The following is a 22,630-nucleotide window of genomic DNA, read 5'->3' as shown; positions in this document are numbered from 1 at the left end:
TCAACCGCCCGCCTCGAGGCGCGGCGACAGCCGCTCGCGCCGCGCCATCAGGTCGTCGACGAAGGCGGCGACCTTGGAAGAACGCAGCCGGTGCTCCGGAAAGATCAGGTGGATGGCATCCAGCCGCCGCCACCCGGAGGCGGGATTCGCGCGCGGCGTCAGGCCGAACGCGGCTCGACCTGTTCGATTAGCGAGCGCATGTGGCCGTCACGCTGGGCGGCCACATGCCAGGACAGCGCCGATTCCAGGCAGTGCGGCGTGTGCCCGCCGCGCGCGCAGGCCCTGGCGAAGTAGTCCCGCAGTGCCGGGCGATAGCGGGGATCGGCGCAGCGCTCGATGATCACCTCGGCGCGCTCCCGTGGCGCCAGCCCCCTCAGGTCGGCCAGGCCGTGCTCGGAGACCAGGATATCGACGTCATGCTCGGTGTGGTCGACGTGGCTGGCGAAGGGCACGAAGCTCGACAGGTCCCCGCCCTTGGCCACCGACTTGGTGACGAACACCGACAGCTGGGCGTTGCGCGCGAAGTCGCCGGAGCCGCCGATGCCGTTCATCATCTTCGAGCCGTTCACGTGGGTGGAGTTGACGTTGCCGTAGATGTCGGCCTCCAGCGCGGTGTTGACGGCGATCACCCCGAGCCGGCGCACGATACCGGGATGGTTGGAGAGCTCCTGGGGCCGCAGCACCAGGCGGTCGCGGTACTCGGCCAGACGCGGCCAGACGCGCTCGCCGCAGGCCTCGGAGAGGGTGATCGAGCAGCCGGAGGCGAAATCGAGCTTGCCGGCGTCCAGCAGGTCGAAGGTGGAATCCTGGAGCACCTCGGAGTACATGGTCAGGTGCTCGAAGGGGCCCTCGGCCAGGCCGCACATCACCGCGTTGGCCATGCTGCCGATGCCGGCCTGCAGCGGCAGCAGCGAGGGCGTCAGGCGCCCCGCCTCGACCTCGTCGGCGAAGAAGCCGATCAGGTGCTCGGCGATGCGCGCGGTATCGGCATCCGGCGGCAGCACGGTGGAGGCGCTGTCCTGGCCCTCGGTGACCACGATGGCGGCGATGCGTGACGGGTCGACGGGAATGGCCGTGGTGCCGATGCGCGAGTCCGGCGCCACCACCGGGATCGGCGGACGCGTCGGGCGCATGGCCGGCACGAAGATGTCGTGCATGCCCTCGAGCTCGGCGGGCGCGGCCAGATTGAGCTCGACGATCACCCTGTCGGCCAGCAGCGCGTAGCTGGCCGAATTGCCCACCGAGGTGGTCGGCACGATGCCGCCGTCCTCGGTGATCGCGCAGGCCTCGACCACCGCCACGTCCAGATCGGCGAGCTGATGGTTGCGCAACAGCTCGACGGTCTCGGACAGATGCTGGTCCATGAACATCACCCTCCCGTCGTTGATCGCCCGGCGCAGGGTGGTGTCGACCTGGAACGGCATGCGCCGCGCCAGCACGTTGGCCTCGGTGAGCAGGCGGTCCAGGTCGTTGCCGAGCGACGCCCCGGTCATCAGGGTGATCGACAGCGGATCGCGGGCGGCCCGCTCGGCCAGCGCCAGCGGCACCGCCTTGGCCTCGCCGGCCCGGGTGAAACCGCTCATCCCGACCGTCATGCCATCCTCGATCAGCGCCGCGGCCTGTTCGGCCGAACGGAGCCTGTCATGCCATTGCGGCCAGCGGCAGCGCTGCCGGATGCGATCGTCGTCGTACACGCCTGCAATCTCCTCGTCGGTGGGGAAGGAACCGTCGGAAGTGACCGGCGGCCTGCCTTAATCATTCCACGCTAATAGATTGCCAGCTACATATGTCCGCCCGCCTTCGACCAAAGGCGTAGCCGCGCCGGCGCCTCGCGTCGCTTTTGCCGCCACTCGCGCTTGGTCGTACAATGCCGTTCAATTCGGGCCGCTCATATCCGGTCGGCCCATCCCCTCTATACGACGCTTTCGAGGATATCCGCGACCCATGCGCGCCACGCAACTGTTGATCTCCACCCTCAAGGAAACGCCCGCCGACGCCGAAGTGGTCAGCCATCAGCTGATGCTGCGCGCGGGGATGATCCGCCGCCTGACCTCGGGGCTCTACACCTGGCTGCCGCTGGGCCTTCGCACCCTGCGCAAGGTCGAGCGGATCGTCCGCGAGGAGATGGATCGCGCCGGTGGCCAGGAAGTGCTGATGCCGGCCGTGCAGCCCGCCGAGCTGTGGCAGGAATCCGGCCGTTGGGACCAGTACGGGCCCGAGCTGCTGCGCCTCAAGGACCGCCACGAGCGCGACTACTGCGTCGGGCCGACCCACGAGGAAGTGATCACCGACCTGGTGCGCCGCGAGATCGCCAGCTACAAGCAGCTGCCGTCGAACTTCTATCAGATCCAGACCAAGTTCCGCGACGAGATCCGCCCGCGCTTCGGCGTGATGCGCTCCCGCGAGTTCGTGATGAAGGACGCCTACTCCTTCCACATCGACGAAGCCTCGCTGATGGACACCTATCAGGTGATGTACGACACCTACGTGCGCATCTTCACCCGCCTGGGGCTCGACTTCCGCCCGGTGATCGCCGACAACGGCTCCATCGGCGGCACCGGCTCCCACGAGTTCCACGTGCTGGCCGACTCCGGCGAGGACGACATCGTGTTCTCCACCGAGTCCGACTACGCCGCCAACATGGAGAAGGCCGAAGCGCTGGCGCCCCAGGGCGAGCGCGCCGCCCCCGCCGAGGAGCTGCGCCTGGTCGACACGCCGGACGCCAAGACCATCGCCGCGCTGGTCGAGCAGCACGGCCTGCCGATCGAGAAGACCATCAAGACGCTGATGGTGCACGCCACCGAGGGCGGCCTGATCGCGCTGCTGGTGCGCGGCGACCACGAGCTCAACGAGGTCAAGGCCGAGAACCTGCCCGAGGTGGCGAGCCCGCTGACCATGGGCACCGAGGAAGAGATCCGCGCGGCGGCCGGCGCCGGCCCCGGCTCGCTGGGCCCGGTGAACCTCGACATGCCGGTCGTGATCGACCGCAGCGTGGCGATGATGAGCGACTTCGGCGCCGGCGCCAACGTCGACGGCAAGCACTACTTCGGCATCAACTGGGAGCGCGACCTGCCGCTGCCCAAGGTCGCCGACCTGCGCAACGTGGTCGAGGGCGATCCTTCCCCGGACGGCCAGGGCACGCTGTCGATCAAGCGCGGCATCGAGGTCGGGCACGTCTTCCAGCTGGGCCAGAAGTACAGCGAAGCGATGAATGCCACCGTACTGGACGCCAACGGCAAGGCCGCGCACCCCTGGATGGGCTGTTACGGTATCGGGGTGAGCCGGGTCGTGGCCGCCGCCATCGAGCAGAACCATGACGACGGCGGCATCATCTGGCCGGACGCCATCGCGCCCTTCCACGTCACCGTGGTGCCGATGAACGCTCACAAGTCGCAGCGCGTGCGCGAGGAAAGCGAGCGTCTCTATCAGGAGCTCAGCGCCGCCGGCTTCGACGTGCTGCTCGACGATCGCGACCTGCGCCCCGGCGTGCGTTTCGCCGACCAGGAACTGATGGGCATTCCCCATCGCCTGGTGGTCGGCGACCGCGGGCTGGACAAGGGTGAACTGGAGTACAAGGGACGCCGTGACAGCGACGCCACCATGGTCCCCGCCGGGGACATCCTCGCCTTCCTGCGCGAGAAGATCGACGCCCGGTAAGCGGTACCTGACGGCCGCCCTGGCGGCGGCCGCCTCCCTGCTGCTGGCGACGCCGCTCGTCGCCCAGCCGCTCGAGGACCAAACGGGCAGCGACTTCCTCGATGCCCTCTCCGTGCGCCCGGTCCTGGACCGGGCGCCGGTGGTTCAGGCCCTGCCGCCGCCCCCCGCCACGCTGCGCCCGACCCTGGACGGCGCCCGGCAGACGCCGCGCTCGCCCGCCGAAGTGTGGGCGGCCCGCCAGTGGATCAACGACATGGCACCGCGCTTGGCGCGCTACGTGCCCGATGCCGATCGTCGCCAGACGCTGCTGGCCCGCATCCATCAGGAAGCGAGCCTGGCCGGCCTTCCGCCTTCGCTGGTGCTGTCGGTCATTCAGGTCGAGAGCGCCTTCCGCGCCGAGGCGGTATCCTCAGCCGGCGCCGTGGGGCTGATGCAGATCATGCCGTTCTGGATCCGGGAGCTCGGGCTGCCCGCCGACGACCTCAAGGACCCCATCCGCAACCTGCGCTACGGCTGCACGATACTGGCCCACTACCTGGCGGTGGAGGACGGCGATCTCACCCGCGCCCTGGCCCGCTACAACGGCAGCCTGGGCAAGACCTGGTATCCCGAGCGAGTGATGCGCGCCCTGGCCCGACGCTGGACGCCCGCGGCGCCCGGCCTGCCGGAACGCCTGACCGCCGACCGTTGAGCAAGCCTCTCCCCGGACGACGCACAAAAAAAAGCCGGCCCCGAAGGGTCGGCCTAGTGGGGGGAATCCCCCCTCCCCTGACGACGGTGGAACGGTGGATCAGCGCTTCTTGTTGCGACGATGGTGGTCGCGGATGACGAAGGCGATCCAGCCGCCCATGAAGGCGATCATCATGCCGACGGTGGCAAGCCCGAAGATCACGGCATCATCCCAGTACATGGTGCTTGCCTCCCGTCGCGATGTGATGACTCCACTCTAGCGACCCGACACGGGCGATACGCTGATCTGCGTCAAGTGCGCCGCCCGGTGCGTACCTGCCGGCCGCACGGGCTTGATCCAGGTCAGTTCCACGACCGCACGACGCACCCGAGGAAAGATCATCGGCCCCGGAAACGGTGCCGCATCGCGCTGAAGGGCAGCAAGAAGGGAGGACGGGAGGAAGGAAGACAGGAAGACAGGGCGGGAGAGAAAGAGGGGGACACGCGGCCACGCCGATGAGGACGCGGCCGGCGCTCTCGGGTCCAACGCTCAGATCACCTTCTTGTCTTCCACCTGGTCCGGCGTGGTGCCTGGCGGCAGCGGATGGCCCTTGGCCAGCTCGGCACGAGTGGCCTCGCGCACCTCCAGTACCTCAAGCCGATAGTGCAGGGTGCGTCCGGCCAGCGGATGATTGGTATCGATCCGCACGCCGTCGTCGCGCACCTCGAGCACGGTGACGATCTCCGGGCCGTCGTCGCCACGGGTCTGGAAGCGCATGCCCGGGGCAAGGTCGGGCACCGGGAAGGCATCGCGGCCGACCTCGCGCACCAGCGCCTCGTCGCGCCGACCGTAGGCCTCGTCGGGGGCCAGGGTCACCTCGAGCTCGGCGCCGGCCTCGCTGCCGGCCAGGGCGCGCTCCAGCCCGGCCATCAGGTTATCGTGGCCGTGCAGGTATTCGAGCGGTTTCTGACGGGCACGGGAATCGTCGAGGATCTGGCCGTCCTCGTCGCTCAGCACGTAGTGCAGGATCACGACCCGCTGGGGGGCGATGGTCATGGGACCTCCGGTACGGGGAAATGAAAGGAAGGGGGAATCGTATCAGTCGCGGCGGCGCAGCCGGGAGACGGGCATTTCCAGGCGCTGCTGCTGATGCAGCATGTTGAGCAGCACGATGGCGCGCTCCTCGCCCTTGTGACTGGCGAAGACCGCCTGGAGGTCCTTGAACGGCCCCTCGGTGATCTCCACCGTCTCGCCGGCGCGGAAATAGACGTGAGCGACGTCGTCGTCATCCTGGCTGGCCTGGCGGCGCAGGACCTCGATCAGCCCGTCACCGACCGCCACCGGCATCTCGCCGCCGAAGGTCACGAGCTTGAGCACGCCCCGCGTCGAGCGGATCGGTCGCCAGTTGCTGACCAGCCGGTCGAGGCGGATGAACAGGTAATAGGGGAAGAGCGGCTCGCTCACCCATTCGAGCTTGCCTCGGCGCTTCTTCTGCACTTCTAGAACAGGATGGAAGACCTCGTAGCCCTGGTTGCCCAGATGCTCGGCGGCCCGGAAGGACTCGCCGCCCTTGCACTGGATCGCATACCAGCGCGGCACCGCGTCCTCGGCGCCCTCGAGAGAAAGGTCGTCATCTCGCATGTCGTCGATCGTCTCTGGCTGGTGTCGGCGCCGGGGCTCTGCAACAATCGGCGGCGCGCGCCGCCGGCGTCACCGAGCCCCGTCGTGGGCGACATCTTAGCATCGATGGCCCGGCGCGTGACCTGACCCATCGCAAGGAGAGCCCCGCCATGCCGACCCCCACCGCGCACCGCAGCTGGCGCAGCGCCCTGTCGGTCTATCTGCGCGCCCCGGTACTGACCATGCTGTTCCTGGGCTTCTCGGCGGGCCTGCCCTTCCTGCTGGTGTTCTCCACCCTCTCGGCCTGGCTGCGCAGCGACGGCGTCGAGGTGGCGGCGATCGGCTTCTTCGCCTGGATCGGCATCCTTTACTCGATCAAGTTCTTCTGGGCGCCGGTGGTCGACCGCTTGGCGCTGCCCGGCCTGACCCGCTGGCTCGGCCAGCGCCGCGGCTGGATGCTGCTGGCCCAGGCGATGATCGCCATAGGCCTGGTGGGGCTTTCCAGTCTCGACCCGCCCAGCCAGCTGCCGCTGGTGGCGCTGTTCGCGCTGCTGGTAGCCTTCGGTTCGGCGACCCAGGACATCTCTATCGACGCCTTTCGCATCGAGTCGGCGCCGGAGGATCTGCAGGCGGCCATGGCCTCGACCTACATCATCGGCTATCGCGGCGGGCTGATCGCCGCCGGCGCCGGGGCGCTCTACCTGGCCTCGCTGGCGTCCTGGCACGTCGCTTACCTGGCGATGGCGGCGCTGATGGCAGTGGGCATGCTGACGGTGCTGGTGCGCCCGGAACCCGAACGCCAGGCGCTCGCCACCCAGCTGATCCACGAGCCACGGGTACGGGCCTTCCTGCGTGCCAGCCGCGGCCGGCCGGCCTGGCTGCGCCGCCTGGGCGCCTGGGTGATCGGCGCGGTAGTCTGCCCGTTCACCGACTTCTTCGGCCGGCACGGGCTCAAGGCACTATGGCTGCTGGCCTTCGTGGCGGTGTTCCGGATCAGCGACCTGGCCATGGCCTCCATGGCCAACCCGCTCTACATCGATCTGGGCTTCAGCCTCGAGGCCATCGCCAACGTGACCAACGTGTTCGGCATCGCCATGAGCATCGGCGGCGGTCTGCTGGGCGGCCTGCTGGTGGCACGCTACGGCGTGGGGCCGATCCTGATCCTCGGCGCCACCGCCACCGCCCTGACCAACCTGCTGTTCGTGGCCCTCTCGCTGGCCGGCGACAGCCTGCCGATGCTGGTGGTCACCATCGTCGGCGACAACCTCTCCAACGGGCTGGCCAGCGCGGTGTTCATCGCCTTCCTCTCGGGACTGACCTCACGCGCCTACACCGCCACCCAGTACGCACTGTTCTCCTCGCTGATGACCCTGCCCGGCAAGTTCCTGAGCGGCTTCGGCGGCCTGGTGGTCGAAGCTCACGGCTATGCGGACTTCTTCCTGGCGGCCTCGGTGCTGGGTCTGCCGGCCATCGCGCTGGCGGTCTGGGTCAGCCGAGACCGTCGTCTGGCGCCGGCACCGACGACGGCCTGAGGCCGATCACTCGGTCCCGCCGCTCAGTCCAGCCGACCGGCGAGCCATTCCAGCGCGCCCGGGGTGGCGCGCCACTGGTCACGCATCAGGGTACGGTACTGCCAGGCCTCGGCCCGCGAGCCGGGTGCCGCGGTGCCGTCGCCCGACGGGCTGGGCGGACGCGGGTTCTCGGCGCACAGCAGCGCCAGGGCGTGCCCGTTATGGCGCCGAGACTCGCTCAGCGCCTCGATGGCCTCGTCGACGCGATCCAGGCGGTACAATGCCAGCACGCGCCCCATCAGCAGCCCCAGCACCGCCTCGTCCTCGGACGGCTTGGCCAGCGCCGACTCGCTGAGCGCGAGGGCCTCGGTATCGCGACCCTCGCGCAGCAGCTGGTCGAGCACCAGTTCGCGCAGCCCCAGGCTGTCACGGTCGTCCAGCTCGAGCAGCCGCTCGGCCAGGTGCCGGGAGCGCTGCCGTGCACCGCGTTCCATGCCCACCACCAGCGCCAGGCCGGTGCGCAACAACACCGCGTTGTCGGCGGCGTCCCAGCCCAGTGCCGCCTCGCCGGCGGACTGCTGGCTCGCCTCTCGAGCCTGCTCCAGCCAGTCCTCCAGGCGCGCGGACAGCGGCTCGAACAGGCTCGGCGCCATCCAGGGCAGGCTGCCGAAGCGGCTCGTCATCGCCAGCGCCAGCGACTGCACCACCGCCGGCGAATCGAGCCACTCGGGATGGGCGCACAGCGCCGGCAGCCACTCTCCGGCGGCCTGCCAGGGATCGTCGTCGAAGCCCAGCGGCGCCTCGTTCTCGACCTCGGCGGGGAACACCGCGCGGAAGGCGGCATAAAGGGTGTCTTCCCGGGCACTGCGGTGATAGGCCAGCTGGCCCTCCTCGACGCGCAGATCCAGCGTCGGCGCACCGTCCAGCGACTCGAGCAACGCCTGCAGCGCCACCAGCGGCTCGGCCAGGTCCTCCTCGGCGTTGAGCAGCTGCTCGGCCAGGGTGGCGCCGGGATTGTCGGCCAGGTCGGAGAGGAACTGCAGCTGGTCGGGGTCGAGCTCACCCTGGCGGGACAGGCGGCGGAACCAGAAGCTCGAACGTTCCCGGGCCTCTTCCTCGTGCCCTTCGTGCAGCAGCAGCATGGCCTCGATGTAGGCCAGGGTCGGCGAGTCCGGCAGCGCCTGCTGGGCGCGCACGAAGGCGGCCCGGGCGCTGTCCAGGTCGTCGTTGTCCAGATGCATCAGGCACAGTCGCTCCAGGGCCACGCCGCGCAGGAACAGCGGGCCGCGATCGAGCACCGCATCGAGCAGCGCCTCGCGCTTGCGATGGAAACCGCGTTCCTGATAGAGATCGACCAGGATCTCGAAGGCCGGCTCGGCCTGCTCCGGCAGGCGCGACCAGTCGGCGGTCTCGAACAGCGATTCGAGGATCTGCTGGGCGCGACCGCGCTGGCCGGATTCGGCGGCGATCAGCCCGGCCTCGAGCAGCGCCTGGGCAGGCGCCTTGCCGCTGGCCAGCGCGGCCTTGAGGGTATCGCCCTTCCACTCGCGCAGCGACAGCATCCACATCAGGTGATCGGGCACCTCGCCCGGCAGGCTGACGGCGCCGCAGCAGCGCTTGGTCTTGCGCCCTGAGTCGCACCAGCAGGGCTCGTTGCGCCCCGGGCGGGCCAGCGCCTCGCATTCGAAGTCCAGCCGCGCCAGCGGGGTCTGCGACCACAGCTCCGGAGCCAGCGCCTGGGCCATGGCCGGATCCCCGGTGAGCTTGGGACCTTCCTCGCGCGCCCAGGCCATCAGCGTCGGATAACGCTCGTCTTCGCGAATCGCCTTGAGGGCGCCCGAGGCGAACCCCAGCAGCTGTTCTACCCATACCGCCAGCATGGCCGTCTCCCCTGCCGAAAAACCGCACAGTCTACCAGCCGCGGGCCGGGCTGGCAGCCGCTCACCGCGACACCTGCGCGAAGAGGGGCCGTACCCGGGCATCCATGTCCAGCCGCGCGCCGAGGCGCACCAGGTTCCAGTAGTGGCCGTTCAGGGTGCGCGACAGCAGCAGGGTGTCCGCCGGCGGCTGCAGGCGATCCATGGCCGCCCACACCCGCGGGCTCAGCTCGCGCAGCCGGCGGTGCACGCGTACGTCGCCGAAGTCCTGGATGCCGGGGGCGAACAGCGGGCCCACGGCCTCGGCGGCCTCGCGGTAGAGCGCCAGGGGCGCGCCCTCCCCCTGGCGACCGCCCAGCTCGAGCATCGCCGCATCCATGGCCATGGGGTCCGCGGCCAGGGTGGCCTCGAGCAGACGCATCATCGCCGACAGCCGCTCACGGGGCACCGGGATGACGGCGCCGAAGTCATAGATCACCAGCCGACCCTCGTCATCGGCGGCGAAGTTGCCGGCATGAGGATCGGCGTGCAGTTCGCCGAAGGTGAACAGCTCCTCGGTCAGCCAGTCGGCCAGGGTCGTGGCCACCCGCTGACGCACGGCGTCGTCGGCATCCTCCAGCTCGCGCAGCGGCGTGCCCGCCACGTGGCGCATCGCCAGCACATGGGGCCCGCAGAGATCGGTCAGCGGCTCGGGGATCACCAGCGAGTCGAGATGCGCATAGCGCGCCCGGTAACCCGCCAGGTGCTCGGCCTCGGCCCGGTAGTCCAGCTCGTCGCGCAGGCCGGCGGCGAGCTCCTCGAACAGCGCATCGAGGCGCGCCTGGGGCACCTTGAACCAGCGTCCCAGACGCATCAGGCGACGCAGCTGGGCGAGATCGCCCTCCAGCACCTCGGCGAGGCCGGGGTACTGCACCTTGAGCACCACCGTCTCGCCATCTCGGGTCACCGCCCGGTGCACCTGGCCCATGGAGGCACTGGCGAAGGGCGCGGTCTCGACCTCGGCGAAGACCGCCTCCAGGTCGCCGTACTGCGCCTCGAGCGTGCCCTGAATGGACTCCCAGGGCATCGGCGTGGCCTGGCGCTGCAGCCGGGCCAGCTCGTCGGCCAGCTCCGGCGGCAGCAGATCATCCCACTGGGACATCACCTGGGCCAGCTTCATGGCCGGCCCCTTGAGCTCGGAGAGCCCCTCGAACAGCGCCTCGCCGAGGGCACGCCAGTCGGCCTGCCCGCCCAGTCGGGTACGCAGCAGTGCCCCGCCGGTACGAGTGCCCAGGCCCAGCAGGCGCCGTGTGCGGCCGCGTTCGCGCATCTATCACGCCCTCCGATAAAGTGTGACAAGCATTGTACAGCATCGCCCCATCTTACCCCTGGCGGCCCGTGGTAAATACTGTAAGAATTCCCATACTTTCTTCCATCGCCCGTGATGCCGACGACGAGGACCCATGCGCCTGATCATCGCCGAGAAGCCGAGCCTGGCCCGGGCCATCGCCGACGCCCTGCCCGCCGCCGTTCGCCGCGAGGACGGCGCCCTGGTGGCCGGCGATACCACGGTCACCTGGTGCCTCGGCCACCTGCTGGAACAGGCCCCGCCCGAGGCCTACGATCCCGCCCTCAAGAGCTGGCGGCTCGATACCCTGCCGATCCTGCCCGAGCAGTGGAAACTCGCCCCGCGGCCCAAGGCCAGGGGGCAGATCGCGGTGATCCGCCGGCTGCTCAAGCAGGCCGGCGAGGTCGTCCACGCCGGCGACCCCGACCGCGAGGGCCAGCTGCTGGTGCAGGAAGTGATCGAGCACCTGGGCTGGAAGGGGCCGGTGTCGCGGCTGCTGGTCAACGATCTCAACGCCCCGGCCGTGAAACGCGCGCTATCGCGGCTGGAGGACAACGCCCGCTACGCGCCGCTCTACCGCGCCGCCCAGGCCCGCTCCCGGGCCGACTGGCTGTACGGCATCAACCTGACCCGCGCCTGGACGCTGATCGGCCGACAGGCGGGGCACGACGGCGTGCTCTCGGTGGGCCGGGTGCAGACGCCGGTGCTGGGCCTGGTGGTACGCCGCGACGCCGAGATCCGCGACTTCACGCCCAGGCCCTTCTACGTGCTGTGGGCCGATCTGGCGGTTACCCGCGGCAGTCTGAGGGCCTGGTGGGCGCCCGGCGAGGGACATCCGCTGGACGATCAGGGGCGGCTGCTAGAACGCGCCCCGGCGGCCGCGCTCGCCGAGCGCCTGCCCGGCGCCGAGGGCCGGCTGACCAAGCTCGAGCGCCGCGACAAGCGCCAGGCCGCGCCCCTGCCCTACTCGCTGTCGGCGCTGCAGGTCGACGCCGCCCGCCGCCACGGGCTCTCGGCCAAGGCGGTACTGGACATCTGTCAGCGCCTCTACGAACGCCACCAGCTGATCACCTATCCGCGCTCGGACTGCCGCTATCTGCCCGAGGAGCACTTCGCCGGGGCCCGCCGCACCCTCGAGGGCGCCTGCGCCGGCGACGACACCCTGCGCGGCTGGCTCACCGGCGCCGACTTTGCGATGCGCTCCAAGGCCTGGAACGACAAGCAGGTCGGCGCCCACCATGCCCTCGCGCCCACCGGCGAGACCGCCGATCCGGCGAAGCTCTCGCGCCAGGAGGCCGACGTCTTCCGGCTGATCGCGCGCAACGTGCTGGCCCAGTTCTATCCTGCGCTCTCGACCCGCGAGGTGAAGGTCGAGTTCACCATCATCGGTGAGCTGTTCCGCGCCCGTGGCCAGGAGATTCTCGATCCCGGCTGGAAGCCGCTGTTCACCACCCGCGACGAGGCCCCGCCGCTGCCGCCGCTCGACGAGGGCGAGGCGTGCCGCGTCGAGGGCGCCGGCGTGGAGGACCGCGAGACCCGCCCGCCGGAGCCCTTCACCGACGCCAGCCTGATCAAGGCGATGATGAACATCGCCCGCTACGTGGACGACCCGGCGGTGCGCCGCACGCTCAGGGACGCCGACGGCCTGGGCACCGAGGCCACCCGCGCCGGCATCCTCGAGACCCTGGAGACCCGCGGCTATCTGGTGCGCGAAGGCAAGGCCCTGCGCGCCACCCGCCTGGGCGATGCCCTGATCGCCTCGCTGCCCGAGGCCGTGAGCCGCCCGGAACGCACCGCCCTGTGGGAACAGCGGCTCTCCGCCATCGCCGAGGACGGCGACGCCCCGGCGCCCTTCCTCGACGCCCTCGTCACCGATCTGCGCGAGCTGCTCGGCCGCGCCGACGCCGGCCGCCTGCGGCAGTCTCTGGCCAATGCGCGAGGCGCCGAACCGGCGGCTCGCTCGGGCAAGTCGGGTGGCAAGACACGACGCGGCAGCGGAAGCCGAAGCGCCAGCAAGGGCGGTAGCAAGGGCACCGGCCGAGGCGGCGCCGGCAAGGCCGCAAAAGGCGCCAAGGCCGGCACCGCCCGACGCAGGCGGAGCACGTCCTCATGAACACGCTGATCCTCGGGCCTGGGGCCGTCGGGCGACTGCTGGCGCTGCACCTGGCCGCCACGATGCCCGTGACGCTGGTCGGCCGCCGCGAGCTGCCGCGCCGTCAGACCCTGACCACCCCGACCGGCGAAACGCTCTCGCACGAGCTCGACAGCGTCACGCCCGCGACGCTGCCCGACGGACTCGCCGATATCGTGCACCTGACCACCAAGGCCTACGCCGCCGAGGCCGCCTTCGAGGCCATCGCCCCCGGGCTGGCCCCGGACACGCCGCTGGTGCTGTGGCAGAACGGCTACGGCGTTCAGCCGCGCCTGAGCGAGCGCTGGACCGGCCCGGTGCTTTGCGCCAGCACCACCGAGGGCGCGTATCTGAATGGCGACGAGGGCGTGGTGCATGCCGGCCGCGGGCAGACCGTGATCGGCGATCTCGCCGGCCGCCACACCCGGCTGGCCGAAGACATCGCGGCAGGCCTCGACACGGCAGGGCTGACTACCGTCGCGGTGGACGATATCCACGTGAGGCTGTGGCACAAGCTCGCCGTCAATGCCGCCATCAACCCGCTGGTCGCCCGCTTCCGGATCCGCAACGGCCAGCTGCGTGATCGCCCCTTCCGGCCCATGGTCGAGGCCGTGATCGAGGAAGTCTCGGCGGTGATGGCCGCCGAGGCCATTCCGGCCCCGGCGGCCGGCTGGTCGGCGCAGGTGTGGTCGGTGGTGTCGTCGACCGCCAACAATCGCGCCTCGATGCTGCAGGACGTGCAGGCCGGCCGGCCCACCGAGCACGAGGCCATTCTCGGCCCGCTGCTGGCGGCCGGGCGCCACCACGGCCTGGCGACGCCGGCGCTGGCGGGACTCCACGCCCGGCTGGCCGAGACCGATTCCGTGTCCGGCTCCGTCGCCCGACAGTGACGCATCGCCTGGCCGTCTCGGGTGTCACCTGCTAGCCTCATTCTGGTAACGATACCCGACGGGCACCCTCTCCAGGCCTGAGCGATGAAGATCCCGAGTCCATGGCGGTCGATGCTGATCGCCCTGCTGCTGCTCCCCACCCTGAGCGCCACCCCTGCGCTGGCAGGCGCCGACGAGCCCGCCTACGCGGGTGACGACACCGCCCTCGCTCGCCTAGACAACGGGGTGCAGCTGCTGGGCGGCAACGTCCAGAGCCCCGATGGCGTGACATCGGGCTTCCGTCTCACCGCCGGCCTGTCGCCACACGACCTGCCGAGCTTCGACTTCGGCGCCGAGATCCGCTATCGGGAAAGCAACGACGTCCCCGTGACCAGTGCGACCCGCGACACCCTGCTCGATACCACCAGCCTCGGCGGCAGCCTGCTGGCCGGCGTGCGCTTCGGTGCCTTCGGTCTCTACGCCAAGTCGGGCCTCGCCGGCTGGCAGGGCAAGGCGGCCAGCGGCCACGCCCCCGAGCTCTCCCAGGGCGGCATGACGCGCGTCAACGGCTTCGGTGCACGGCTCGACTTCGACAACGACTGGGTCAGCCGCCTGGAGGTCGAGCGCGTCGACGACCCCGCGCTCGAACACCTCAACATGGTCACCGCCTCGGTGCATCTGCCCTTCTAGCCTGTTCCACCAGGCCTCCACGCCGCAGACCGGGGGCGCCTCACCGCTTGCATCAGACGAAAAACCCCGAAGGCCAAGGGCCTTCGGGGTGCTCTGTCGCTCGGCGCGCCTCGCACGGCGCCGGGGATCAGCCGGTGTTGCGCAGCCCGGCGGCGATGCCGGCCATGGTCACCATCAGCGCCCGGGACAGGTCGCCGCTGATCGCGCCATCGGCGTCGCGGTTACGCTGCAGGAGCTCGGCCTGAAGGCCGTGAAGCGGGTCGATGTAGGGGTTGCGCACCTCTACTGCCTGACGGATCAACGGCGTGCTCTCGAGCAGCTCGTCCTGATCCAGGATCGAGAGCACCGCACCGTTGAGACGACCGAAGCGCTCGCGCAACCGCTCGCCGAGGGCCTGCAGGGCCGGCTCGTCGACCAGGCGCTGTTCGTAGTAGGCCGCGATGCTGACATCCGCCTTGGCCAGCAGCATCTCGAGCATGTCGAGATAGGTGCCGAAGAACGGCCAGCGGTCGCGCATTTCGCGCAGCACCTCGAGCCCGCCCGGCTCCTGGATGCGCTCGGCGAAGGCCTCCCCGCTGCCCAGCCAGGCCGGCAGCATCAGCCGCGTCTGGGTCCAGGCGAAGATCCAGGGAATGGCGCGCAGGGTCTCGACGCCGCCGTCCTGGCGCCGCTTGGCGGGGCGCGAACCCAGCGGCAGCCGACCCAGCGCCGTCTCCGGCGTCACCGAGCGGAAGTAGGGCACGAAGTCGGGGTCCTCGCGCACCACGCCCACGTAGGCCTGGTGGGCCACGCCGGCGAGGCGGTCCATCTCCTCGCGCCAGGCCGGTTCGGGGGCCGGCGGCGGCAGCAGCGAGGCCTCGAGCACCGCACAGGCGTAGATCTCCATGGAGCGCAGCGCGATGTCGGGCTGGCCGAACTTGAAGCGGATCATCTCGCCCTGCTCGGTCACCCTGAGGCTGCCGTTCACCGATCCCGGCGGCTGGGACAGGATGGCCGCATGGGCTGGACCGCCGCCGCGACCCACCGTGCCGCCGCGGCCGTGGAACAGCGTCAGGTCGACGTCGTGGCGCCGGCAGACCTCCACCAGGGTCTCCTGGGCCCGGTACTGGGCCCAGGCCGCGGCCAGCTGGCCGGCATCCTTGGCCGAGTCCGAGTAGCCGATCATCACTTCCTGACGATCCCCGATCAGCCGTCGATAGCCCGGCAGCGCCAGCAGCCGGTCGATGACGTCGCCGGCGCGGTTGAGGTCGTCCAAGGTCTCGAACAGCGGCGCGATCGGCAGCGTGGCCTCGCCGCCCACTTCCTTCATCAGCAGCGCCACCGCCAGCACGTCGGAGGGCTGGCCGGCCATGGAGATGATGTAGGTACCGAGGGCCTCGACGTGCTCGGAGCCGATCACGCGGAAGGTATCGATCACCTCGCGGGTCTCGGCGGAGCACTCCCAGCGACGCGGAATCAGCGGCCGGCGGGAAGACAGCTCGTCGAGCAGGAATTCCTGGCGCTGCTCCTCGCTCCAGTCGCGATAGTGGCCGAGTCCCAGGCTGTCGGTGAGCTCTTCCATCACCTGCTCGTGGCGTGTGGATTCCTGACGCAGGTCGAGCTTGGTGAGGGTGACGCCGAACACCGAGACCCGGCGCAGGGTATCGAGCAGCACGCCATTGGCGATGGTGTCGAGCCCCACGTCGCACAGCGAGCGGTAGCAGGCCAGCAGCGGCGCATAGAGCTGGTCGCGGGTCTCGATGATCGGCCCGCCGTCGTAGTTGACGCCGTCGAGCTGGGCCTGGGCCCAGTCGCGGGTGGCCTCGACCTTGCTCAGCAGGCGCTTGATCAGCTCGCGATACGGCTCGGCGACGTCGCCCACCTCGGCCTTGAGCGCGCTGTTGGCCTTCCACATGGAGAGCTCGGCCTTGAGCTGCTCGAGGTCGCGCGAGTAGAGGTCCGCCGCCATCCAGCGGCCCAGCAGCAGCACCTCGCGGGTGACCTTGGCGGTGACATTGGGGTTGCCGTCGCGGTCGCCACCCATCCAGGAGGCGAAGCGGATCGGCGCGGCGTCCAGCGGCAGCCGCTCGCCGGCGGTATCGAGCAGCAGATTGTCGAGGTCGCGGTGGAAGTCCGGCACCGCCTGCCACAGCGAGTTCTCGATCACCGCGAAGCCCCAGCGGGCCTCGTCCACCGGCGTCGGGCGCTCGTGGCGAATCTCGTCGGTGTGCCAGGCCTGGCTGATCAGCTCCTCGAGGCGGCCGTGGGCGCGGGCGGCGCGCTCGGGATAGTCGGCGGAGGATTCGATGATGGTCAGGCAGTCATCGATGGCGTCGTACTTCTGGATCAGGGTCCGACGAATGACCTCGGTCGGGTGGGCGGTCAGCACCAGCTCGACGCGCATGTTGGCGAGCGCCTCGACCAGCTTGCGCGGCGTGTGGCCCTCGCTGCGCGCGCGTTCGAGCAGCTCGCCGAGCACCGGCTGGGCGCCGGGCTTGTAGTCCTCGACTCGGCGGAAGCGGGCGCGATAGTGCTGCTCGGCCATGTTGGCCAGGTTGAGGAACTGGTTGAAGGCACGGGTCACCGGCAGCAGGTCGCTGTCCGGCAGGCCACGCAGGTAGTCGATCAGCTGGCGGTTGCTGTCGGCCTCGCGCTGGCGACCCTGCTTGGCGAGGCCGCGGATGGTCTCGATGCGATCGACGAAGTCCTTGCCAAGATCATCGGCAATGGTACGCCCCAGACTGTCGCCCAGGATGCGGACGTTGTCCCGCAGCGATTCGTGCAGGTCGTGGCTCATGTCCAGGATTCTCCTTCACTCGTGGGTGGGGGGAATATCGTTGTGGTTATCGTGTCGCTTCGCCGCCTGCCAGTGCCGCTCCATGCGCTCGAGCCCCGCCTCCGCCGGCGTCACGCCCTCTTCCTGAAGGGCGGCCTCCAGCCGGCGGAAACGGCGCTCGAACTTGCCGTTGGTGCCGCGCAGGCAGCGTTCCGGATCGGCGTCCAGGGTGCGCGCCAGGTTGACGGCGGCGAACAGCAGGTCGCCGACCTCCTCCCGAGCGTGGTCATGATCGCCCTCGGCCAGCGCCTCTTCCACTTCGGCGAGTTCCTCGCGCAGCTTGGCGATCACGCCGCGGCTGTCCGGCCAGTCGAAGCCGACCCGGGCGGCGCGCTTGGACAGCTTGGCCGCCCGGGACAGCGCCGGCAGGTTGCGCGGCACGTCGTCCAGCACCGAGGCCGTGGCCGCTTCCTCGGCCCGCGCGTCGCGTTCCTCGGCCTTGAGCGACTCCCAGCGCGAGTGTACCTGCTGCGTTTCCACCTCGGCGGCGCTCACGTCCTCTCGTCGCGAGGCCAGGGTGCCGTCGGGAAAGACGTGCGGATGACGGTGCAGCATCTTGGCGGTCAGGACGTGGACCACCTCATGGAAGTCGAAGCGACCCTCCTCGGCGGCGAACTGACTGTAGTAGACCACCTGGAACAGCAGATCGCCCAGCTCGCCCGGCAGCTCGTCGTAGGCGCGACGCTCGATGGCGTCGGCGACCTCGTAGGCCTCCTCCAGGGTGTGGGGCACGATGCTGTCCCAGTCCTGCTTCACGTCCCAGGGGCAGCCCTGCTCGGGGTCGCGCAGCACCGCCATCAGCGTCAGCAGGTCGTCGAGATCGAAGCGGCGCTCGCTCATTTCTTCTTGCCCTTCTTCTTGTTCTTGCCCTTGCCGCCGGCCCGCAGGCGACGCACCTCGATGACGTTGGACAGCTGCTGGATGCGCGAGAACAGCCGGCCGAGGGTCTCCAGGCCGTCCACTTCCAGGGTGATCTGCATCCGCGCGATGCCGTCGTCGGTATCGGTGAGCGTGTTCACCGACAGCACGTTGACCTTCTCGTGGCTGAGTACGGCGGTCACGTCGCGCAGCAGCCCCGAGCGGTCCCAGGCCTGGATCTCGATGTCCACCGGATACTGGGTGCGGGCCCGCTCGCCCCACTCCACCTCGATCACCCGCTGGGGCTCGTCGAGGCGCAGCTGCAGGATGTTGGGGCAGTCCTCGCGATGCACGGTGACGCCGCGCCCCTGGGTGATGAAGCCGACGATCGACTCGCCGGGCACCGGATGGCAGCAGTTGGCCATGCTGGTCTTGAGGTTGCCGACCCCGAGCACCGTGATGCCGTCGCCCTCCGGCTTGTCGGCGGCCTTGCGCGGCTTGGCCAGCAGCTTGTCGAGCTGCTCCTGGTCGTCGCTCTCGCCGAACAGCTGCTGGGCCTGGTGCAGCACCTGGCCGATGCGCAGGTCGCCGGCCCCCAGCGCGGCGTACATGTCCTCGGGGCCGGCATAGTTGACCTGGTTGGCCAGCCGGGTGAGATCCATGTCGCCGACGTCCAGGCGTTTCATCTCGCGCTCGAAGAGGACGCGCCCCTCCTCGAGGTTGCGGTCCCGCGCCTGGTGCTTGAACCAGGATTGGATCTTGGCCCGCGCCCGGGAGGTGCAGACGTAACCGAGGTTGGGGTTGAGCCAGTCGCGGCTCGGCCCGCCCTTGCTGGCAGTGAGGATCTCGACCTGCTGGCCGGTGCCGAGCCGGTAGGTCAACGGCACGATGCGCCCGTTGACCTTGGCTCCGCGACAGCGGTGACCGACCTCGGTGTGCACCCGGTAGGCGAAGTCGATGGGCGTGGCTTCCCGCGGCAGATCGATGACGTGGCCGTCGGGGGTGAAGACGTAGATGCGGTCCGGCGCCACGTCGCTGGACAGGCCCTCGCGGATGTCGCCGAAGTCGCCGACTTCCTCCTGCCACTCGAGCACCTGGCGCAGCCAGGCGATCTTGTCCTCGTAGCTGGCGCTTCTGGCGTTGGTGTCGTGGCCCTTGTAGCGCCAGTGGGCGCAGACCCCGAGCTCGGCCTCCTCGTGCATCGAGAAGGTGCGGATCTGGATCTCCAGCACCTTGCCCTCGGGGCCGAACACCGCCGTGTGCAGGGACTGATAGCCGTTCTTCTTGGGGTTGGCGATGTAGTCGTCGAACTCCGTGGGCACGTGGTGCCAGCGCGAGTGGACGATGCCGAGCACGGTGTAGCAGTCGGTGATCTCGGGGACCAGGATTCGCACCGCGCGGATATCGTGGACCTGGGAGAAGTCGATGGCCTTGCGCTTCATCTTCCGCCAGATCGAGTAGATGTGCTTGGCGCGGCCGTCCACCTGGTACTGATGGATGCCCTGGGCCTCCATCAGCCCCTTGAGGGTGGCCACCACATCCTCGATGTAGCGGTTGCGGTCGAGACGCTTCTCGGCCAGCTGGCGGGCGATGGTCTTGTAGTCCTCCTCGTGCAGGTAGCGGAAGGACAGGTCCTCCAGCTCCCACTTGAGGTGGCCGATGCCCAGCCGGTGGGCCAGCGGTGCGTAGATGTCGAACACCTCGCGGGCCACCTGCAGGCGCTTCTCGCGGGGCGCGTCGCGCACCTGGCGCAGCGCGCAGGTACGCTCGGCGATCTTGATCAGCGCCACCCGCACGTCGTCGATCATGTTGACCAGCATCTTGCGCAGATTGTCCTGCTGGTCGTGCTGGCTCAGTCCTTGGCAGGGCATCTGGGACGTGCTGATGGCGGCCATCTGCAGCACGCCGTCGATCAGCCCGGCCACCTCCCGGCCGAAGCGCTTGGTGACCTCGGCCAGGTCGATCAGCCCCTCGCGCACCGCGCGATAGAGCACCGCGGCCTCGAGGGCCGGCTGGTCCAGGCGCAGCTCGCCGAGGATATCGGCCATCTCCAGGCCCATGCGGAAGCTCGATCCGTCCTTGAGCCAGGCCTTGTGGGGCCGGTCGGACTCCTGCTCGAGACGCTCGGCCAGCTCGCAGGCCACGCGCATCTCCTCGGCATCGCGCAGCTTGACGTCGTCCTGCAGGCGCGCGACCCAACGGGGAATATCCACCGTTCCCCGCTCGGTCAGGGGCTGATCTTCCCGCACTTTAACCATCTCTTGACGCTCCTTCGCCCCGCTGCCCGGCGTCCGGGTGCTCGAGCAGCAGCATGGATTCCAGATGAGCGGTGTGAGCGAACATGTCGGCCACCGCCCACCGCTGGATGACGTAGCCCGCCCGCACCAGATGCGCGGCATCCCGCGCCAGGGTCGCCGGATCGCAGGACACATAGAGCACCCGCGGCACCGGCCGCTCGGCCAGCGCTCGGCACACGGCCTCGGCGCCGTCGCGGGGCGGATCGAGCAGCACCTGGCGCAGCCCGGGCACATCGAGCAGCGTGCCCAGCGCCTCGGCGCGGCTGAGATCGGCCTGCCGGGCCGTCAGCTCGAGCGCGTTGCGCCGGGCGTTGTCGGCCAGCCGCTCGACCATCGCCGGACTGCCCTCCACCGCCGTCACCTCGGCGCCCAGGGCCGCCAGCGGCAGGCTGAAGTTGCCGACCCCAGCGAACAGGTCGAGCACCCGCTCGCCGGGCGCCAGGGGCGAGAGCCACGCCAGCGCCTCGGTCACCATGCGCTGGTTGACCGCCTCGTTGGCCTGAAGGAAATCGCCGGGGGCGAAACCCAGTTGCAGCGAGCGTTCATCGACCGCCAGATGGGCGTGAAGGTCCGGCGCCGGCGTCAGCCACTCGAAGGCCGGCGATTCGCGGCCCACCCAGCGTGCCAGATGCAAGCCCCGGGCCAGCGCGAACTCGCGCCAGCGACGGGTATCGCCGTCGTGCTCGCGCAGCTGGCGGACCACCAGGGTCACGCCGGCGTCGCTCGAGGACAGCTCCAGATGGCCGACCTGACGCGGCGCCTCCAGTTCGGCCAGATGTCGGTGCAGCGGCGCCAGCAGGGCGGCCAGTGCCGGCACCAGAATGGGGCAGTCGTCGAGGTCCACCAGCCGGTGGCTGTGCCGGGCGCGGAAGCCCAGGTGCACCCGGCCATCGGCATCGACCTTGACGCCGAGGCGCGCCCGGCGCCGATAGCCTTCGCCGGCCTCGGCCAGCAGCTCGGGCTCGCCGTCCGGGGCGATGCCCTGGCGGGCCAGCAGCTCGCGCAGCACCGCCTGCTTGTGGCGACGCTGCCCGTCCAGGCTCAGGTGCTGCAGGTCGCAGCCGCCGCAGGTGCCGTAGTGGGCACAGGGCGGCGTGACGCGCTCGGGCGAGGCCTCGACCACCTCGCGCACGTGGGCCTCGTCGAAGCGCTGGCGGGTCCGATGCACGGCGATCTCGACGCGCTCGCCCGGCAGGGCACCGTCGACGAACACCGTCTTGCCGTCGCCCAGGCGCCCCACGCCGCGGCCGTCATGGGCCAGGCCGTCGATCGTCAGGATGGCGCCCTGATCGCCGCCGCCGTTGGCGGCCTTCTGGCCGCGTTTCGCCGTCTGAAGCCCCGAGACGCCGGCACTCTTGCGCGCGGGCCGTCGTTGTCCCAGCCCCACCTCAGGACTCCGGGGCGAACAGGCCGGTGGACAGGTAGCGGTCGCCGCGGTCGCAGACGATGAACACGATCACCGCGTTCTCGACCTCCTCGGCGATGCGCAGGGCGCCGGCGAGCGCCCCGCCGGACGACACGCCGGACAGGATCCCCTCCTCCCGGGCCAGGCGACGCATGTGCTCCTCGGCCTCGGCCTGGCCGATGTCGAGCACCCGATCGACCCGGGCAGGCTCGAAGATGCCCGGCAGGTAGGCCTCGGGCCAGCGGCGAATGCCGGCGATGCTGGCGCCGTCTTCCGGCTGCAGGCCGACGATGCGTACCTCGGGGCTCTGCTCCTTGAGGTAGCGGGAGACACCCATGATGGTGCCGGTGGTGCCCATGGAGCTGACGAAATGGGTGATGGTGCCGCCGGTCTGCTCCCACAGCTCGGGACCGGTGCCCCGATAGTGCGCCAGCGGATTGTCGGGGTTGGCGAACTGGTCGAGCGGCTTGCCCTCGCCCCGGGCGATCATGCTTTCGGCCAGGTCGCGGGCCGCCTCCATGCCACCCTCGCGGCTGACCTCAATCAGCTCGGCGCCGTAGGCGGCCATGGCCTGCTTGCGCTCGCTGGAGGCGTTCTCCGGCATGATCAGGATCAGTCGATAGCCCTTGATCGCCGCGGCCATGGCCAGGGCGATGCCGGTATTGCCCGAGGTCGCCTCGACGAGGGTGTCGCCCGGAGAGATGGTGCCCCGCGCCTCGGCCTGCTCGAGCATGGACAGCGCCGGACGGTCCTTGACCGACCCGGCAGGATTGTTGCCCTCGAGCTTGGCGAGCAGGGTGTTGTTGCGCCCGGCCGTGATGCGCTTCAGGCGGACCAGCGGCGTGTGGCCGATGGTCTCCTCCAGGGTGGGGAAATGCATGCAACCGTCCTTCTGGAAACGTC

The 22,630-nt window shown here is 70.0% G+C and carries 17 protein-coding genes; 6 read left to right on the top strand and 11 right to left on the bottom strand.

The window, feature by feature from the left end; genetic code table 11:
- Nucleotides 1-158 precede the first annotated feature (158 nt).
- Complete coding sequence (locus UN84_RS06025; RefSeq protein ID WP_173834969.1) at nt 159-1,694, bottom strand: acetyl-CoA hydrolase/transferase family protein; 1,536 nt, start codon at nt 1,692-1,694, stop codon at nt 159-161.
- A gap of 250 nt (nt 1,695-1,944) precedes the next feature.
- On the opposite strand from UN84_RS06025, the gene UN84_RS06020 reads away from it, so the two are divergent.
- Together UN84_RS06020 and UN84_RS06015 are read left to right on the top strand one after the other, a co-directional pair.
- Nucleotides 1,945-3,657: a proline--tRNA ligase gene (locus UN84_RS06020; RefSeq protein ID WP_046079681.1), complete on the top strand. Its 1,713-nt coding sequence runs from the start codon at nt 1,945-1,947 to the stop codon at nt 3,655-3,657.
- A gap of 112 nt (nt 3,658-3,769) precedes the next feature.
- The gene (locus UN84_RS06015; protein ID WP_046079682.1) at nt 3,770-4,348 is read left to right on the top strand and encodes a lytic transglycosylase domain-containing protein; all 579 of its coding nucleotides are present in this window, start codon (nt 3,770-3,772) and stop codon (nt 4,346-4,348) included.
- A gap of 99 nt (nt 4,349-4,447) precedes the next feature.
- Here UN84_RS06015 and ccoM read toward each other — a convergent pair whose 3' ends face one another.
- From ccoM to rfaH, 3 genes are all read right to left on the bottom strand, one after another.
- Nucleotides 4,448-4,567 carry a cytochrome c oxidase subunit CcoM gene (gene ccoM, locus UN84_RS17510; RefSeq protein WP_281288357.1) on the bottom strand — a complete coding sequence of 40 codons (120 nt, stop codon included), beginning with the start codon at nt 4,565-4,567 and terminating at the stop codon, nt 4,448-4,450.
- A 309-nt stretch (nt 4,568-4,876) separates the two neighbouring features.
- Nucleotides 4,877-5,383 (bottom strand): FKBP-type peptidyl-prolyl cis-trans isomerase, encoded by a 507-nt coding sequence (locus UN84_RS06010; RefSeq protein WP_046079683.1) that lies wholly within the window; start codon nt 5,381-5,383, stop codon nt 4,877-4,879.
- Between the two features lie 42 nt (nt 5,384-5,425).
- Nucleotides 5,426-5,968, bottom strand: coding sequence for a transcription/translation regulatory transformer protein RfaH (gene rfaH, locus UN84_RS06005; RefSeq protein ID WP_046079684.1), 543 nt, complete (start codon nt 5,966-5,968; stop codon nt 5,426-5,428).
- A 149-nt stretch (nt 5,969-6,117) separates the two neighbouring features.
- Here rfaH and UN84_RS06000 point away from each other — a divergent pair, with 149 nt between their 5' ends.
- Nucleotides 6,118-7,479 (top strand): AmpG family muropeptide MFS transporter, encoded by a 1,362-nt coding sequence (locus UN84_RS06000; protein WP_046079685.1) that lies wholly within the window; start codon nt 6,118-6,120, stop codon nt 7,477-7,479.
- Nucleotides 7,480-7,502: 23 nt separating this feature from the next.
- Here the strand turns inward: UN84_RS06000 and UN84_RS05995 are convergent, their stop codons facing one another.
- Together UN84_RS05995 and UN84_RS05990 are read right to left on the bottom strand one after the other, a co-directional pair.
- A complete protein-coding gene (locus UN84_RS05995; RefSeq protein ID WP_046079686.1) occupies nt 7,503-9,338 on the bottom strand; it encodes an SEC-C domain-containing protein in 1,836 nt (611 codons plus the stop codon).
- Between the two features lie 61 nt (nt 9,339-9,399).
- Nucleotides 9,400-10,644 carry an ABC1 kinase family protein gene (locus tag UN84_RS05990; RefSeq protein ID WP_046079687.1) on the bottom strand — a complete coding sequence of 415 codons (1,245 nt, stop codon included), beginning with the start codon at nt 10,642-10,644 and terminating at the stop codon, nt 9,400-9,402.
- A 133-nt stretch (nt 10,645-10,777) separates the two neighbouring features.
- Here UN84_RS05990 and UN84_RS05985 point away from each other — a divergent pair, with 133 nt between their 5' ends.
- The 3 genes from UN84_RS05985 (at nt 10,778) to UN84_RS05975 (ending at nt 14,352) form a co-directional block, all read left to right on the top strand.
- Complete coding sequence (locus UN84_RS05985) at nt 10,778-12,775, top strand: DNA topoisomerase III (protein ID WP_046079688.1); 1,998 nt, start codon at nt 10,778-10,780, stop codon at nt 12,773-12,775.
- Nucleotides 12,772-13,683 (top strand): ketopantoate reductase family protein, encoded by a 912-nt coding sequence (locus UN84_RS05980; protein ID WP_046079689.1) that lies wholly within the window; start codon nt 12,772-12,774, stop codon nt 13,681-13,683. The genes UN84_RS05985 and UN84_RS05980 overlap by 4 nt, the downstream gene beginning before the upstream one ends.
- A gap of 111 nt (nt 13,684-13,794) precedes the next feature.
- Complete coding sequence (locus UN84_RS05975; protein ID WP_237022368.1) at nt 13,795-14,352, top strand: hypothetical protein; 558 nt, start codon at nt 13,795-13,797, stop codon at nt 14,350-14,352.
- A gap of 127 nt (nt 14,353-14,479) precedes the next feature.
- Here the strand turns inward: UN84_RS05975 and ppc are convergent, their stop codons facing one another.
- The 5 genes from ppc to cysM are packed head-to-tail and all read right to left on the bottom strand — an operon-like array spanning nt 14,480 to nt 22,607.
- A complete protein-coding gene (gene ppc / locus UN84_RS05970) occupies nt 14,480-17,128 on the bottom strand; it encodes a phosphoenolpyruvate carboxylase (RefSeq protein WP_046079690.1) in 2,649 nt (882 codons plus the stop codon).
- 15 nt (nt 17,129-17,143) lie between these two features.
- Nucleotides 17,144-18,007 carry a nucleoside triphosphate pyrophosphohydrolase gene (mazG, locus tag UN84_RS05965; RefSeq protein WP_046079691.1) on the bottom strand — a complete coding sequence of 288 codons (864 nt, stop codon included), beginning with the start codon at nt 18,005-18,007 and terminating at the stop codon, nt 17,144-17,146.
- Entirely contained in the window at nt 18,004-20,283 is a 2,280-nt protein-coding gene (relA, locus tag UN84_RS05960) for a GTP diphosphokinase (RefSeq protein ID WP_046079692.1), read from the bottom strand. The genes mazG and relA overlap by 4 nt, the downstream gene beginning before the upstream one ends.
- Nucleotides 20,276-21,709, bottom strand: a complete 1,434-nt coding sequence (locus UN84_RS05955; protein WP_046079693.1) for a 23S rRNA (uracil(1939)-C(5))-methyltransferase — start codon at nt 21,707-21,709, stop codon at nt 20,276-20,278. Before UN84_RS05955 ends, relA begins: the two co-directional genes overlap by 8 nt.
- Before the next feature lies 1 nt (nt 21,710).
- Nucleotides 21,711-22,607, bottom strand: coding sequence for a cysteine synthase CysM (cysM, locus tag UN84_RS05950; protein WP_035596759.1), 897 nt, complete (start codon nt 22,605-22,607; stop codon nt 21,711-21,713).
- Nucleotides 22,608-22,630: the final 23 nt, after the last annotated feature.

The organism is Halomonas sp. HG01 (assembly GCF_000968715.2).
Classification (GTDB): domain Bacteria; phylum Pseudomonadota; class Gammaproteobacteria; order Pseudomonadales; family Halomonadaceae; genus Halomonas; species Halomonas halophila.
Note: the sequence above shows the minus strand (reverse complement) of the source record. Positions and strands in the feature narration are given on the sequence as shown.

Bases quoted from the DNA above. Each gene is read 5' to 3' on its own strand.
- UN84_RS05995 (WP_046079686.1), bottom strand. From the start codon at position 9,338: ATGCTGGCGGTATGGGTAGAACAGCTGCTGGGGTTCGCCTCGGGCGCC.
- UN84_RS05980 (WP_046079689.1), top strand. From the start codon at position 12,772: ATGAACACGCTGATCCTCGGGCCTGGGGCCGTCGGGCGACTGCTGGCG.
- mazG (WP_046079691.1), bottom strand. From the start codon at position 18,007: ATGAGCGAGCGCCGCTTCGATCTCGACGACCTGCTGACGCTGATGGCG.
- UN84_RS06020 (WP_046079681.1), top strand. From the start codon at position 1,945: ATGCGCGCCACGCAACTGTTGATCTCCACCCTCAAGGAAACGCCCGCC.
- UN84_RS05990 (WP_046079687.1), bottom strand. From the start codon at position 10,644: ATGCGCGAACGCGGCCGCACACGGCGCCTGCTGGGCCTGGGCACTCGT.
- UN84_RS06010 (WP_046079683.1), bottom strand. From the start codon at position 5,383: ATGACCATCGCCCCCCAGCGGGTCGTGATCCTGCACTACGTGCTGAGC.
- UN84_RS06000 (WP_046079685.1), top strand. From the start codon at position 6,118: ATGCCGACCCCCACCGCGCACCGCAGCTGGCGCAGCGCCCTGTCGGTC.
- UN84_RS05985 (WP_046079688.1), top strand. From the start codon at position 10,778: ATGCGCCTGATCATCGCCGAGAAGCCGAGCCTGGCCCGGGCCATCGCC.
- UN84_RS05975 (WP_237022368.1), top strand. From the start codon at position 13,795: ATGCTGATCGCCCTGCTGCTGCTCCCCACCCTGAGCGCCACCCCTGCG.
- rfaH (WP_046079684.1), bottom strand. From the start codon at position 5,968: ATGCGAGATGACGACCTTTCTCTCGAGGGCGCCGAGGACGCGGTGCCG.
- ccoM (WP_281288357.1), bottom strand. From the start codon at position 4,567: ATGTACTGGGATGATGCCGTGATCTTCGGGCTTGCCACCGTCGGCATG.
- cysM (WP_035596759.1), bottom strand. From the start codon at position 22,607: ATGCATTTCCCCACCCTGGAGGAGACCATCGGCCACACGCCGCTGGTC.
- ppc (WP_046079690.1), bottom strand. From the start codon at position 17,128: ATGAGCCACGACCTGCACGAATCGCTGCGGGACAACGTCCGCATCCTG.
- relA (WP_046079692.1), bottom strand. From the start codon at position 20,283: ATGGTTAAAGTGCGGGAAGATCAGCCCCTGACCGAGCGGGGAACGGTG.